This window comes from Vibrio sp. 11986-1-5, assembly GCF_963878025.1.
Lineage (GTDB): Bacteria > Pseudomonadota > Gammaproteobacteria > Enterobacterales > Vibrionaceae > Vibrio > Vibrio injensis.
Genome location: NZ_CAWNVW010000051.1, coordinates 85,426 through 99,755 on the forward strand (window position 1 = coordinate 85,426; position 14,330 = coordinate 99,755).

At 45.9% G+C, this 14,330-nt stretch carries 13 protein-coding genes; 5 read left to right on the top strand and 8 right to left on the bottom strand.

Annotation, left to right across the window (positions count from 1 at the left end; genetic code table 11):
- Window positions 1-6: 6 nt before the first annotated feature.
- From rnr to kefG, 8 genes are all read right to left on the bottom strand, one after another.
- Entirely contained in the window at window positions 7-2,454 is a 2,448-nt protein-coding gene (gene rnr, locus AACS00_RS13420; RefSeq protein ID WP_110167780.1) for a ribonuclease R, read from the bottom strand.
- A gap of 327 nt (window positions 2,455-2,781) precedes the next feature.
- Window positions 2,782-3,417, bottom strand: a complete 636-nt coding sequence (gene motX / locus AACS00_RS13425; protein ID WP_040903975.1) for a flagellar protein MotX — start codon at window positions 3,415-3,417, stop codon at window positions 2,782-2,784.
- A 225-nt stretch (window positions 3,418-3,642) separates the two neighbouring features.
- The gene (locus tag AACS00_RS13430) at window positions 3,643-4,941 is read right to left on the bottom strand and encodes an adenylosuccinate synthase (RefSeq protein WP_072670436.1); all 1,299 of its coding nucleotides are present in this window, start codon (window positions 4,939-4,941) and stop codon (window positions 3,643-3,645) included.
- A 147-nt stretch (window positions 4,942-5,088) separates the two neighbouring features.
- Window positions 5,089-6,030, bottom strand: coding sequence for an isoaspartyl peptidase/L-asparaginase family protein (locus tag AACS00_RS13435; protein ID WP_110167699.1), 942 nt, complete (start codon window positions 6,028-6,030; stop codon window positions 5,089-5,091).
- Window positions 6,031-6,168: 138 nt separating this feature from the next.
- A complete protein-coding gene (slyD, locus tag AACS00_RS13440; RefSeq protein ID WP_110167700.1) occupies window positions 6,169-6,759 on the bottom strand; it encodes a peptidylprolyl isomerase in 591 nt (196 codons plus the stop codon).
- Between the two features lie 89 nt (window positions 6,760-6,848).
- A complete protein-coding gene (locus tag AACS00_RS13445; RefSeq protein WP_110167701.1) occupies window positions 6,849-7,049 on the bottom strand; it encodes a YheV family putative zinc ribbon protein in 201 nt (66 codons plus the stop codon).
- A complete protein-coding gene (gene kefB, locus AACS00_RS13450; protein ID WP_110167781.1) occupies window positions 7,049-8,848 on the bottom strand; it encodes a glutathione-regulated potassium-efflux system protein KefB in 1,800 nt (599 codons plus the stop codon). Before kefB ends, AACS00_RS13445 begins: the two co-directional genes overlap by 1 nt.
- Window positions 8,841-9,425: a glutathione-regulated potassium-efflux system ancillary protein KefG gene (gene kefG / locus AACS00_RS13455; RefSeq protein WP_110167702.1), complete on the bottom strand. Its 585-nt coding sequence runs from the start codon at window positions 9,423-9,425 to the stop codon at window positions 8,841-8,843. The genes kefB and kefG overlap by 8 nt, the downstream gene beginning before the upstream one ends.
- A gap of 257 nt (window positions 9,426-9,682) precedes the next feature.
- On the opposite strand from kefG, the gene AACS00_RS13460 reads away from it, so the two are divergent.
- The 5 genes from AACS00_RS13460 (at window position 9,683) to AACS00_RS13480 (ending at window position 14,311) form a co-directional block, all read left to right on the top strand.
- The gene (locus tag AACS00_RS13460) at window positions 9,683-11,605 is read left to right on the top strand and encodes an ABC transporter ATP-binding protein (RefSeq protein WP_110167703.1); all 1,923 of its coding nucleotides are present in this window, start codon (window positions 9,683-9,685) and stop codon (window positions 11,603-11,605) included.
- Window positions 11,602-12,072, top strand: a complete 471-nt coding sequence (locus AACS00_RS13465) for a TIGR02444 family protein (RefSeq protein WP_110167704.1) — start codon at window positions 11,602-11,604, stop codon at window positions 12,070-12,072. The genes AACS00_RS13460 and AACS00_RS13465 overlap by 4 nt, the downstream gene beginning before the upstream one ends.
- Before the next feature lie 25 nt (window positions 12,073-12,097).
- The gene (locus AACS00_RS13470) at window positions 12,098-13,066 is read left to right on the top strand and encodes a hydrolase (protein ID WP_110167705.1); all 969 of its coding nucleotides are present in this window, start codon (window positions 12,098-12,100) and stop codon (window positions 13,064-13,066) included.
- A 70-nt stretch (window positions 13,067-13,136) separates the two neighbouring features.
- Complete coding sequence (locus AACS00_RS13475; protein ID WP_004394499.1) at window positions 13,137-13,346, top strand: YheU family protein; 210 nt, start codon at window positions 13,137-13,139, stop codon at window positions 13,344-13,346.
- Between the two features lie 95 nt (window positions 13,347-13,441).
- Window positions 13,442-14,311 (top strand): phosphoribulokinase, encoded by an 870-nt coding sequence (locus AACS00_RS13480; RefSeq protein WP_004394498.1) that lies wholly within the window; start codon window positions 13,442-13,444, stop codon window positions 14,309-14,311.
- The last annotated feature ends 19 nt before the right edge of the window (window positions 14,312-14,330 follow it).

The following is a 14,330-nucleotide window of genomic DNA, read 5'->3' on the forward strand; positions in this document are numbered from 1 at the left end:
ACTTACCTATTTCGTTTTTGCTCGGCTCTTTGCCGTTTTAGAACGAGATTTCGCTTTACTGGCTTTATCAGACTTAGCGCGTTTACTTTTCGCTGAGTCTGCGCTCTCTGATTTATCTGGACGCTTGGTTGGCTCAACCATTGGAACAGCTTTGCCACCACGCGTGCCCGCTTTTTTACTCTTGGCTTTTGCTTGCGCTTCAACCGCCCGCTTTTTGGCCGTTTTACCTTCGCCGCGTAGCTTACGACTTGTTTCAACTAATTCAAAGTCAATTTGTCTATCATCTAAATTGACTGATAACACCTTCACTTTAACTGCATCACCCAAGCGATAAATATGACCGAATGACTCACCAATCAAACGTTGGCCGATAGGGTCAAACTGATAATAATCATTAGCCAAATTAGAGATGTGCACCAAGCCATCGATATGTAATTCAGTGAGTCGTACAAAGAAACCAAATCCAGTCACATTGGCTATCACACCATCGAGCTCTTCCCCAACATGATCTTGCATATACTCGCACTTTAGCCAGTCTGATACTTCTCGTGTTGCATCATCGGCGCGGCGTTCAGTCATTGAACACTGTTGTCCATAAAAGTCCATCTCTTCAAACGAGTAGTGATAGCCTCCGGTTGGTGTCCAGCGATCTTGGGTCTGATGATGTTCTTTAGCAATCAAATATTTGATTGCACGGTGTAAAAGTAAATCCGGATAACGGCGGATCGGTGAAGTAAAATGGGCATAACGTTTTAATGCTAGACCAAAGTGACCTGCGTTATGGGGGTTATAAACCGCTTGCTTCATTGAGCGCAGTAGCATGGTTTGAATCAGCTCTTTATCTGCACGTTCACCGATTTGTTTCATTAGATTGGCGTAATCGGTTGGCGATGGCTCCAGTCCACCACTCAAGTCGAGTCCTAGTTCGCCCAAGAAGTCTCTAAAGCCCATTAGGCGTTCTTCACCCGGTGGCTCATGCACTCGGAACAGAGCGGCTTCCTTGGCTTTTTCGACTAGCGATGCTGAGGCGATATTAGCGAGGATCATACACTCTTCAATCAGCTTATGAGCATCGTTACGGATCACAGGCTCAATGCTTTCGATCTTACGTTGAGCGTTAAAGATGAATTTGGTTTCTACCGTTTCAAATTCAATTGCGCCACGTTGTTCACGAGCGGTTTTCAGTACCTGATACATGTTATGTAACTGCTCAAGATGAGGCACAACCGCTTGATAGCGCTCACGCAGTTCTTCATCACCCTGCAAAATATCGTTAACTTTGGTGTAGGTGAGTCGAGCATGAGAACTCATTACCGCTTCATAATGCTGGTAATCGATAAGTTTGCCGCTATCGGAGATGGTCATCTCACACACCATACATAACCGATCGACTTGTGGGTTGAGCGAGCACAGTCCGTTAGATAAAACTTCCGGCAACATGGGGACCACTTGCGATGGGAAATACACGGAGTTACCACGATTGGTCGCCTCTTTATCCAACGCGCTACCAGGACGAACATAATAACTCACGTCAGCAATGGCCACCCATAGACGCCAGCCACCCTCTTTTCTGGCTTCACAATACACAGCATCATCAAAGTCACGAGCATCTTCACCATCAATGGTCACTAAAGGCAATTGACGTAAATCGACTCGACCTTGTTTGGCTTCTTCAGGGACTTCTTCTTTTAGTCCACTGACTTGCTTTAAGACTTCATCAGGCCATTCATGAGGAATTTGATGGGTGCGAATAGCGATTTGAGTCTCCATACCCGGTGCCATACTTTCACCTAGTACTTCTACAACCTTACCCATCATGCCTCGGGTACGAGTACCACGATCGGTTACTTCAATCACCACAACATTGCCCATCCGAGCGCCTTCGCGGTGTTCGGTTGGGATTAAAATATCTTTATGGATGCGCGAGTCATCCGGAACCACATACGAATAACCTTGCTCAAGGAAAAAACGCCCGACAATTTGTGCATTACGAGCTTCAAGGATACGCACTAAACGCCCTTCTTTTCGGCCTCTTTTATCGGTGCCAGTTGGTTGCACTAAGACGAAATCACCATGAATAAGGGTACGCATTTGATGGTGTGGCAGTAAAATGTCGTTTTCTTTGTTTAGACCACCTTCTGGGCGAACCCAGCCATGGCCATCTTTATGACCAATGACATGGCCTTTAATCATTTCCAGTTTTTCTGGTAGGGCGTAACATTGACGACGCGTAAACACCAATTGGCCATCTCTCTCCATCGCTCTGAGGCGACGACGTAGACCTTCGTAATGATCCTCACCCGATAATTCAAGGGCGGCGAACAGATCGTTACGGTTCATGGGTACATTGGCTTTGGTGAGGAATTCTAAAATATATTCACGACTTGGGATCGGGTTATCGTAGTTATCGGCTTCGCGATCCGCAAACGGATCAGTATGGGTAGTATCAGACATAGGCAGACCTGCTTTTCTAGGAAGGTACATAAAGTATATCCTACTGTGTTCTTAAGCTTAATAGCTAATCCCAACCGGCAGAAGCGCAACAACTTTGTGTATTACGTGACCGGAATCAAGTTGTCACAATAAATAACGAAGAGTTGAATCGTGTGTATGATGACAGGATGTTGAGAGAAAGTGGTAAAGCGAGCGTTAAACGCTAAGTAGGAAATAATAAGATAGGATTGAGTATTAATAATATTCTACATCTATCACTTACTGCATAACAATCATCCAGTAAGCGAAAGAATCATAGAGAAAAAGGCTAAGATAAACAAGCTTTATTTACCAGAAGCTGCCACGGCGCTTCGCTCGGGCAATGATATTTTCTGGCATCCTCATTTCTAATCCTTGTCGTAGCAAGGTAATTCGATTGTGAGTTCGCTGATCGGCAGTCACTGAGTTGTATAACCAGCGATAGGCATCTTCATAATCTAACGGGCTACCATGATCGCGTAATAACAGCTCAGCAAGATGAATCCGAGCATTCAGATTGCCCATCGCCGCCGCTTCACGAAGATACGGAATGGCTCGCTCTCTATCTTGCTGGACTAACGTGCCTCGCGAATAATAACGACCAAGCTGTTCTAGGGCACTGGCTAATCCTTGATGGGCAGCATTTTCCATATAGTACAAGCCCAGCTCAACATCTTGCTCAACACAAACGCCCCACGCCAACATATCACCATATAAAAATTCATAAGCAGGCAGACTGATCCGCGTTGCACGAGCAACAATGTCCTCGACCAACTGGCAGCGATCGGCTTTCAGTCGCTCCAAGTGTTGGTTCTGTTCGATCAGTTTAATTAGCTCAGCTTCAGAATAAATCGGCACAGGCTCTTTAACATCCGCCACGTTGGCGTGACCGAAGGAAGAGTGAAATGCGAATAATATAGAAGCGGCTACCGTACGTAGCTTCATACTTGCACTCTTGGTTGAATCCGATAGCCATACTAGTATAGCGCGACAGCGCGCAAGGGCTCGGCTTGATTCTTGTATCGGCAGCCCTCGCATTCACTTTAGGATAAATTGCCTCTTTACGGCAACTTTTTGCCACCAAGACCAAGAGTATGAATAATGAAGCATAAAAAAGCTGGCGAAGCGCCAGCTTTTTAAAATAGAACAATTGTCAAACGAGTCAAAAAGTTACACGTTAAATGGGTGTACTTTTATGATCGTCTCGTTACGGTCTGGACCCGTTGAAATAATATCAATTGGCACGCCCGTTAACTCTTCAATGCGCTTAATATAATTAATCGCCGCTTGAGGTAATGACTCAATTGATGTCGCGCCAAAAGTATTTTCTGACCAACCTGGCATCGTTTCGTAAATAGGCGTTACCGCCTCGAAAGCATCCGCCGCCATTGGTGATACCTGTGCAACAGAACCATCCGGCATTTGATAACCCGTACAGATTTTTAGCTCTTCCAGCCCATCAAGCACATCTAACTTGGTTAAACAAAAACCAGTAACGGAGTTGATTTGAATCGCACGGCGCATAGCCACCGCATCAAACCAACCACAACGACGTTTACGACCCGTCGTCGCGCCAAATTCATGACCTTTAGTACCTAAGTGGTTGCCTACTTCATCATCCAATTCTGTTGGGAATGGACCTGCACCAACACGAGTACAGTAGGCTTTTGCGATACCTAAGATATAACCTAGATGACGTGGACCAAAACCTGAGCCAGCAGCCACACCACCAGCGGTTGTGTTAGAAGACGTTACATAAGGATAAGTACCGTGGTCAATATCCAACAGTGTACCCTGTGCACCTTCAAACATGATCTTGTCACCACGCTTACGTGCCGCATCCAATTCATCGGTCACATCGATGACCATAGAGGTCAACAATTCAGCGTAGCCTTGTACTTGAGCTAAGACGTCGTCATAGCTCACTGGATCTACTTTATAAAAATGCTCTAGCTGGAAGTTATGGAATTCCATGACTTCTTTAAGTTTTTCAGCAAAGGAAACCATGTTGAACAAATCGCCAACACGCAGGCCACGACGCGCCACTTTATCTTCATAAGCAGGACCAATACCGCGACCTGTGGTACCGATGGCTTTTTTACCACGAGCCAGTTCGCGTGCTTGATCAAGAGCGATATGATAAGGAAGAATCAAAGGACAAGCTTCAGAAATGAACAGACGCTCCTTAACAGGAATGCCGCGCTGTTCAAGCGGTGTCATCTCTTTGATTAATGCATCCGGTGACAGAACTACGCCATTACCAATAATGCATTTCACGTTGTTGCGAAGAATACCGGACGGAATTAAGTGAAGAACGGTTTTTTCACCGTCGATGACTAGAGTATGCCCCGCGTTATGGCCGCCTTGGTAGCGAACCACATATTTGGCATCTTCTGTTAAAAGGTCAACTATCTTACCTTTACCTTCGTCACCCCACTGGGTGCCTAGAACGACTACGTTATTTCCCATCTTTCCAAGTCTGATTGCTAGTTAAAAAAGGATTCTAGCACCGAATCCCTAGAGTTGCAGTTATTTTTTAAACGCATTGCGCTTGTCGGTTACTCGCAACGAGACTCCAATTAAAAAAACCGTCTCGTACAGAGACAGCGAGCGCTTCTATTCATCAGCATAAATTTTTACCGAGCAAATCCCATCACGGTCAATCGCCGCACGATACATGCCGGAACTGTTCATCGCAAAATGAATGTGGCCCTGTTGATCAATAGCGATCAATCCGCCTTCGCCTCCCACTTGCTTGAGTTCACCTTGAATAACCGTCTCACAAGCGGTGACGAGGTCTTGTTGCAGGTAACGCATTCGAGCAGCCACTTCTCCTGCAACCTGATAGCGAATAAAGTATTCACCCACTCCAGTTGCTGAGATCGCTACATTACCATTTTCAGCCAGCGTACCTGCGCCAATGATCGGTGAATCCCCTACTCGTCCATAACGCTTATTGCTGATGCCGCCAGTACTGGTTGCTGCCGCCAAATTACCCTGTTGATCGAGCGCAACCGCACCCACGGTGCCATATTTCTTATCATCTGGATAAACCGATTCAGATAACGCCGTTTGATCACTGGCTTTCATGGCTAATAATTGCTCATAACGTCGCTCAGTAAAAAAATAGTCCTGTTCGGTATACGGATGGCCGTGCGCAAAAGCAAACGTCTCAGCACCTTCACCAATCAAAAACACATGCTCACTGTGCAACAGCACATCTCTCGCCAGAACAACCGGATTTTTGATGTGTTTTACCCCAGCAATCGCGCCAACGCACCGTTGTTGACCATGCATCACCGCGGCATCCATCTCAACCATTTCTTGATGAGTCAAGACAGAACCTTTGCCAGCATTAAATAACGGCGAATCTTCAAGTAAAGTAACAGCAGCGACAACCGCATCTAGCGCATCGCCACCTTGCTCTAAATGCTGATGTCCAGCGCACACCGCCGCCTCTAAGGTTTGGGTTATTTCTTGCTGCAGTGAAGCACTCATCTGCTCACGCACTATCGTGCCAGCTCCGCCATGAATGGCGATTGCAAAGGGAGATTTCATCGTAGAGTTCCTTTAAAAAAAGCGCTAACCGTAGAACAGTTAACGCTTTCAATATCATCGACAAACTTACACGATTTCCGAATACCAATCGGTCTTAGCCGCTGGTTTCCATCGTAATAAGTTATCTTTGGCTATCGATTAATGAGAGCCACAGCTACCGCCACCGCAGCAGCCTTCTTTTTCTTGTCCATGATGGTGGTGACCTTCACCGCCGCAGCAACCATCGTGGTCGTGGTCATGCCCATGGTCGTGGCCACAGCCACCAGCATGATGAATATGACCATGCTCGAGTTCTTCCGCTGTCGCTTCACGTAGCGCAATCACTTCAACATCAAACGTCAAGGTCTGGCCCGCTAACATGTGGTTACCATCAACCACCACTTCATCACCATCTACCTCAGTGATCTCAACCGGGATAGGCCCCTGATCAGTATCAGCTAAGAAACGCATACCGACTTCCAACTCATCCACACCTTGGAAAACATCCGCAGGAACACGTTGTACCAGCGCATCACTGTGTTCACCATAAGCATCTTCTGGTGCGATAGTTGCGCTAAATTTATCACCGATAACTTTACCTTCGAGCTCACGCTCAAGACCAGTGATTAGGTTGTTGTGACCATGTAAATACTCCAGTGGGGCTTCCACTGTTGATTGGTCTACGAGCACGCCATCTTCCATTTTTACTTGGTAGGCAATGCTCACAACCACGTTTTTTTCAATTTTCATAACGGCTCCAAGGAGGTTGGTTTTGTTTTGCTCATCTCAGATTAAAAGAGAGATGGGCAATATTATGAAGATTATACACTGAAACTCAATTACTCTGGTTTAAAAATCCCAATCATTTGTTCAGTGGCATGTTGACTTTTTTCTACCGACTGCGGTTTACGTTGTTCTGCGTAATCACATTCCACACACTCCACCAACTCAATGTTATTCTCTATCCACCAGCGAAGTGTGTCTTCTGTTTTACAATTTGGGCAACGGGCTCCAGCAATAAAACGTTTTTTTGTGCTCACTATTTCGTCCTACGTTTTTCCCAATAATCACGAGCTTGGCGATCATTTGCCATCTCTCGTCCAAAAATTTCTTCCAACTCTTTACGAGCCGCTTTAGTCCGTAACGTTAAGTTTTTATCATCACTGTGCTGCGGCAATAGTTCTTTCAGCATGGTGACATCCAAGCGGCGAAAATGCGCTTCTGCTCGTTTAGCCTGATAAGGGTGCATGCCTAATTGCACAAGCACTTGTCGTCCTAAATCTAAAGCGCCGAGAAACGTCTCTCGAGAATGCCCGGCGATACCGTGGCTTAACAATTGATAGGCCTCTACCCGACTTCGCGCCCGCGCTAAGATTTTCAGTTGTGGAAAGTGCTGTTGACACAAAGTCACAATCCGCATCACTTGATCGGGCTCATCGGTACAGATCACTATCGCCTCCGCCTGTGCAGCCCCCGCAGCACGCAGCAGTTCAAGGTGGGTCGCATCGCCATAAAACACCTTATAACCATATTTACGCAGCAGTTTAATTTGGCTGGCATCACTCTCTAGTACGGTAATTTTAATCTTATTGGCGTACATTAATCGGCCAACGATCTGTCCAAAACGGCCAAAGCCAGCGATGATCACTTGCGGAGTTTGATGGTCAATCGTATTGTCAGGCTCCTCGTCAGTGCTATTTAACGTCTGGCTATAATAGAAGGTTTGAAGTTTGAGCAATAATGGGGTCGTCATCATCGAGACACTGATCACTAAAACCAGCAACGCTGACTGACTATCTGTTAATAAATACCCATCCGTGGCTGCCGTCAAAATAACAAAACCAATTTCTCCGCCTTGACTCAAAATCAACGCGCTGCGACTGCGTGCTTTCGAACGCACTTTAGCTAGACGCGCTAAACCATACATGATCGCCATTTTGACACTGATTAATCCGATCACCAGCAGACTGACCAGCCACCACTCCTGCCACAATAAAGCGATATTAACCGACATGCCCACGGCGATAAAAAATAACCCCAACAATAAGCCTTTAAAAGGTTCAATAGCCGTACTTAGCTCATGTCGAAATTCACTTTCCGCAAGTAGCATACCTGCCAGAAAAGCGCCCAAGGCCATCGACAAACCAAGCTTTTCCATCAATAAGGCAATCGCAATCACCAACAATAGCGAGGCTACGGTAAATAGCTCGCGCACTTGGCTATTCACCACCCACCGAAATAAAGGCTGCAATAGGAAATGCCCAGCAATTAATAGCCCTGCTACCCCTGCCAACATCGACATTAATGGTAAGCTGTCACCCGTTGTTTGGCCGGCAAAGATGGCCACTAAAGCAAGCGTTGGAATGACCGCTAAATCTTGAAACAGCGACACAGCAAATACCGTGCGTCCCGTATCACTTAAGGTTAACCGCATTTCATCAATGGTACGTAGCGCTATTGCCGTCGACGATTGCGCAAGAATCAACCCAATAGTAATACTCACTGGCCAAGAGAAACCGTACATCCACAAACCGCTCGCGAGCACACTACTGGTGATTAACATCTGTGACCCACCTTGCCCAAGGATCGGTCCTTTCATTTGCCACAATCGTTTAGGATTCAGCTCTAAGCCAATCAAAAATAGCAGCAGTACCACGCCAAATTCGGCAAAGTTCAAAATCGCATTAACATCTGTGATAAGCTTTAACCCCCAAGGGCCAATCACAATCCCGGCGAGTAAGTAGCCTAAAATAGCGCCAAGCCCTAAACGTTGAGCTATCGGTACTGCGACCACGGCAGCCGTCAAAAAAATCACCGAACTGGAGAGCCAATCAGTCATCATGACGTAACCCTTCTAGCCAAGCGACATACTGATCAGCATGTTGTTTGCGTTCAGCATCACTGATGTGCCTTGCCCAATACATCACTAACGGCTCAATCCAGCGCATACGACATAACGCGGCGGTTAATTCAAAAGGTTGTAGAATTTCACTCAATGGATAACGATTGTATCCCTCAGTACTAAAGGCCTCTCGATGCCCACCGGTCGTGATTACACTTCGCCAACGCTTACCTTGCAGTGCACTTTCTGGCCCAAAAGCAAAGCCTTTACCGAGCACTTTATCAATCCACTCTTTTAACAATGCTGGACACGAATACATGTATAACGGGTGTTGGAAGACAATCACATCAACGGCCAGTAAACGTTGATGCTCTTGATTCACATCGATAAAAAAATCGGGATAGGTCGCGTACAGATCAAGCACTTCGACATGAGGTAAAGCGATAATTCGTTCAATCAACAGACGATTAGCCAGCGAGTGATCCGGGTCGGGATGAGCGTAAATCACTAATACTTTCGGTAAGTGGGCGGCGCTTGCGTGATGGGAAGAAACCGTTTCTCGATCCTTAGTCATTCCTTGACTCTCTTTAATAAAAGCGATCCATTATCAGAGCAAGCAACGGATTTCCTTAGCGTAAACTGCTCAATCGTGACGAAAATTATAGTATGAAAGCCGACTAAGCGATAGCTAAGCCTCCCCTCACCCAGCGAATCCTAACGATGAAGAGCCACATAGGAAGACGCGCAATGGATCGGTATAATCATCGACATTTATACCGATTCCTCCTACTATTCGCGACGACATACACGGCTAACTAGACTCGACTTTTTATGATTATCTTCTCTGACATTCAATTACTCCGTGGCGGAAAACCGCTGCTTGATAAAGCCTCAGCCACTATTCATCCCGGCGATAAAGTCGGTTTGGTCGGCAAAAATGGCTGCGGTAAATCAACGCTATTTGCATTAATGAAAGAGGAGCTATCGATTGATGCCGGCTCATTTAATCAACCGGCTCATTGGGAATTGGCCTGGGTTGCCCAAGAAACGCCCGCTTTAGAGCGACAAGCTTTAGAGTACGTGATTGATGGTGATCGAGAATATCGTCGCTTAGAACAACAACTCCGTGAAGCCGAGCAACAAGATAATGGCACCCGTGTCGCCGAATTACATGGTCATATTGAAACCATTGGTGGTTACAGTATTCAAGCGCGTGCAGCCGAACTTCTGGATGGTTTAGGCTTTAGTCAGCAACAAATGAGTTGGAATTTGACCCAATTTTCTGGTGGTTGGCGTATGCGCCTTAACCTTGCCCAAGCGCTGATTTGTCGCTCTGATTTGCTGCTGCTTGATGAACCAACCAACCACCTCGATTTAGATGCGGTCATGTGGCTCGAGCGTTGGCTACAAACCTATCCTGGTACGTTATTACTGATCTCTCACGATCGCGATTTTCTTGATCCGATCGTCAATCGGATTATCCATATTGAAAATCAGCAGCTCAATGAATACACCGGTAACTACTCATCGTTTGAAGTACAACGCGCGCAAAAGCTAATGCAGCAACAAGCGCAATATCAAAAACAGCAAAAGCAGATGGCACACATGCAAAGCTATATTGATCGCTTTCGCTATAAAGCCTCAAAAGCGCGCCAAGCACAAAGCCGAATTAAAGCACTGGAAAAAATGGAGCAAGTTTTACCAGCGCAATTTGATAACCCCTTTAGCTTTGAGTTTCGTCAACCCGCAGCCTTGCCTAATCCGATTTTAATGATGGATAACGTGGCCGCCGGATATGACGATCGACTGATCCTCGAAAAGATTCGTCTTAACTTAGTCCCGGGTAGCCGAATTGGTTTGCTAGGACGTAATGGCGCGGGTAAATCAACATTAATCAAACTGCTCTCCAGTGAACTGAAACCGCAAAGTGGCGATCTCACTTACTCTCAAGGCGTGAAAATCGGCTACTTTGCCCAGCATCAGTTGGAAACATTACATCCACAAGAAACGCCGTTACAGCACATGATGCAGATTGCTCCTGATAAAACCGAACTTGAGCTGCGCAATTATTTAGGCAGTTTTGGTTTTCAGGGGGAAAAAGCGCTAGAAAAAGTGGCCCCTTTCTCCGGTGGCGAGAAAGCCCGTTTAGTACTAGCACTGATTGTCTGGCAAAAACCTAATCTATTGTTGTTGGACGAACCGACCAACCATTTAGATTTAGACATGCGCCAAGCTTTGACCTTTGCCTTACAAAGCTTTGAGGGAGCGATGGTGATCGTCAGTCATGACCGCTATCTACTACGCGCAACCACTGACGAGCTGTATTTAGTGCATGATCAGCAAGTCGCTCCTTTTGATGGTGACTTAACCGATTACTACAAATGGCTAACCGATCAACAGAAAATTGCGCGTAAAGAAGCCCAAGCCACTCAACCCGTCAAAGACAGCGCCAACAGTGCTGCAGCGAAAAAAGAACAAAAACGCCGCGAAGCCGATTTTCGTAAACAGACCGCGCCAATTCGCAAAAAATTGACACAGTTAGAAGAGAAAATGGATAAGTTGAATGCGATTCTCGCTCAAGCCGAGTTAACCCTTTCTGAGTCCAGTTTGTATGACGCGGAAAATAAAGCCCAATTAACCGAAGTGATTGCTAATCAGGCCACAGCAAAAAGTGCCCTTGAGCAAGTAGAAAGTGATTGGATGGCCGAGCAAGAACATCTTGAGCAACTGGAACAGGAATTTCATCAATCATGATACCAACACACGCGCATTCATCATTAACGTTAGAAGGCTTATGGCAATTTAGCCTTGACTATTATGCGGTTAATGAAGTGAAAGAAGCGTGCTTGTGTCTGCAAAACCAGTTTCAGGGGAATGTTAATTTACTCTTGCTGCTCAAATGGTTAGACGAACAACAACTCAGCATTAACGATTCAGAATGGCCACGCTTATTGGCGTGTTTAAATCATTCAGAAAGCTTAGTTCACTCTTTTCGTGAGTTGCGCCGTAAACTAAAGTCTCACCTATCAGAAACACTATACCGTGAAGCGCTACAGTTTGAATTACGGTTAGAAAAACAGCAGCAAGCAGAGCTGATCGCCTGCGTACAGGGGTTCCGATTATCCCCGACCAAAGACCTAGCGTTGACTGAGCGCTACTGTCGACAACTTGGCGCTGAGCATTTGATCTCTCTGTTCTCTACCTCGGTAAAACCAACATGATGATCATAAAGAATTGAGGTTTTTTATGTCGCCGTTTACTGCCGCGAATGGATTAACCAACCCACATTTACAAACTCTGCTACCGCGCTTAATTCGTCGAGCGGCTTGCTTTACGCCGGTTTGGCAAACTTTAACCACGCCAGATAACGATTTTCTTGATTTAGCATGGAGTGAGCCAGCTACCCCCGGTGTCGATAAGCCCATTTTTGTCTTATTTCACGGTTTAGAAGGCAGTTTTTATAGCCCTTATGCGAATGGTTTAATGGATGCGTTTGCTCGACATGGTTGGCTATCGGTGATGATGCATTTTCGAGGCTGCAGCGGAAAACCCAACCGCTTAGCTCGAGCTTACCATTCGGGTGAAACAGAAGACGCGCGTTTCGTACTTGAATACCTACGAGCACAATTCCCTCAGCGCACCATTATTGCGACTGGAGTCTCTTTAGGCGGTAATATGCTGGTCAACTATTTGGCGCGCTATCGGGATGATCCTATTGTCGATGCAGCCACCATCATTTCCGCACCACTGGATTTAGCAGCGTGTTCGCAACGTATTGAACAGGGCTTTTCAAAAATTTATCGCCGTTATTTACTCTCATCATTAAAAAATAATGCGTTAAAAAAAGCGCCATTGCTGCAAGATGAGCTAGGTTTAACCACGCAATGCATTCGTCAAGTAAGCAAGCTCTACCAATTTGATGATTTGATCACCGCACCGCTACACGGTTTTAAAGATGCTCAAGAATACTATCAACAATGCTCAGGCCTGATGAAATTAGGCGCGATTACTATCCCTACGCTGATCATTCATGCTGCCGATGATCCGTTTATGACTGAAGCAGTGATCCCGCGCGGCCCTTTAAACCCAGAGATTAACTACCAATTATTTGAACACGGTGGCCATGTTGGTTTTTTAACTGGCAGCTTAGGTCAACCTAGGTTCTGGCTTGAGCAGGCTTTGCCGAGTTACTACGTTGATTGGCGACAGAGATAAAAATTAGCGTCCTATTGCAGCGAAACATCGTAAAACAGAGATTATCAGTTCATAAAATCATGAGGTATTTATGATCGTTCCTTGGCAACATATCGCCAGTGACACTCTAGACAATTTAATTCGTGAGTTTGTCTTACGCGAAGGCACTGACTACGGTGAAAGTGAAATCAGCTTACAAGACAAAATCGATCAAGTCATCGCTCAACTGCGCAGTGGGCAAGCGATGATCGTCTATTCTGAGTTACACGAAACGATCGATATCAAAAGTACCGCACGCTGACGGCAAAAATCGGCGTTTTCTGCTGCGTTTTTTCCATGATATAGTGAAACCAGCCATGGGCTTTGCCCCTCAAGGATCAACAGACAAGGTATGTCATGTCAGCAAAACATCCCATTATTGCGGTCACCGGTTCATCAGGCGCTGGTACAACGACCACATCAGAAGCTTTCCGTAAAATGTTCAATATGATGAACATTAAACCCGCTTGGGTGGAAGGTGATAGCTTCCACCGCTTCACTCGTCCAGAAATGGATATTGAAATTCGTAAAGCAAGAGAACAAGGTCGACATATTAGCTACTTCGGTCCGCAAGCGAATGACTTCCCTGCTCTGCAAGATTTTTTCCGCCAATATGGCAAAACGGGCGCAGGACAAATCCGTCGTTATCTGCATACCTTTGACGAGGCCGTCCCCTATAATCAGATGCCCGGCACCTTCACACCTTGGCAGCAACTGCCTGATGATACCAATGTCTTATTTTATGAAGGCTTACATGGCGGTGTGGTCGACGGTGACATTAATGTCGCGCAACATGTCGATTTTTTAATTGGCATGGTTCCAATTGTCAATTTGGAATGGATCCAAAAATACGTGCGCGATACTCGTGATCGCGGCCATTCTCGTGAAGCAGTCATGGATTCTATCGTTCGCTCAATGGACGATTATCTGAATTACATTACCCCTCAGTTTTCGCGTACTCACATTAACTTTCAACGAGTGCCTACGGTCGACACCTCAAATCCTCTCAATGCGAAAGGCATCCCGAGTTTAGATGAAAGCTTTGTGGTGATCCGTTTACGCGGGATAAAGAATGTCGATTATCCCTATTTACTGGCAATGATTGATGGCTCGTTTATGTCGCGTCACAACACGATTGTGGTTCCTGGCGGCAAAATGGGCTTTGCTATGGAACTTATCGTGCAACCCTTACTCCAGCAATTAATTGAATCCGGAAAAATTGGTTGAGATTGCCTTATCTTGACCT

Coding starts and splice junctions, on each gene's coding strand:
- slyD (WP_110167700.1), bottom strand. CDS start 6,759: ATGAAAATTGAAAAAAACGTGGTTGTGAGCATTGCCTACCAAGTAAAA.
- AACS00_RS13460 (WP_110167703.1), top strand. CDS start 9,683: ATGATTATCTTCTCTGACATTCAATTACTCCGTGGCGGAAAACCGCTG.
- motX (WP_040903975.1), bottom strand. CDS start 3,417: ATGAAGCTACGTACGGTAGCCGCTTCTATATTATTCGCATTTCACTCT.
- AACS00_RS13435 (WP_110167699.1), bottom strand. CDS start 6,030: ATGAAATCTCCCTTTGCAATCGCCATTCATGGCGGAGCTGGCACGATA.
- AACS00_RS13465 (WP_110167704.1), top strand. CDS start 11,602: ATGATACCAACACACGCGCATTCATCATTAACGTTAGAAGGCTTATGG.
- AACS00_RS13470 (WP_110167705.1), top strand. CDS start 12,098: ATGTCGCCGTTTACTGCCGCGAATGGATTAACCAACCCACATTTACAA.
- AACS00_RS13430 (WP_072670436.1), bottom strand. CDS start 4,941: ATGGGAAATAACGTAGTCGTTCTAGGCACCCAGTGGGGTGACGAAGGT.
- kefB (WP_110167781.1), bottom strand. CDS start 8,848: ATGACTGATTGGCTCTCCAGTTCGGTGATTTTTTTGACGGCTGCCGTG.
- rnr (WP_110167780.1), bottom strand. CDS start 2,454: ATGTCTGATACTACCCATACTGATCCGTTTGCGGATCGCGAAGCCGAT.
- kefG (WP_110167702.1), bottom strand. CDS start 9,425: ATGACTAAGGATCGAGAAACGGTTTCTTCCCATCACGCAAGCGCCGCC.
- AACS00_RS13475 (WP_004394499.1), top strand. CDS start 13,137: ATGATCGTTCCTTGGCAACATATCGCCAGTGACACTCTAGACAATTTA.
- AACS00_RS13480 (WP_004394498.1), top strand. CDS start 13,442: ATGTCAGCAAAACATCCCATTATTGCGGTCACCGGTTCATCAGGCGCT.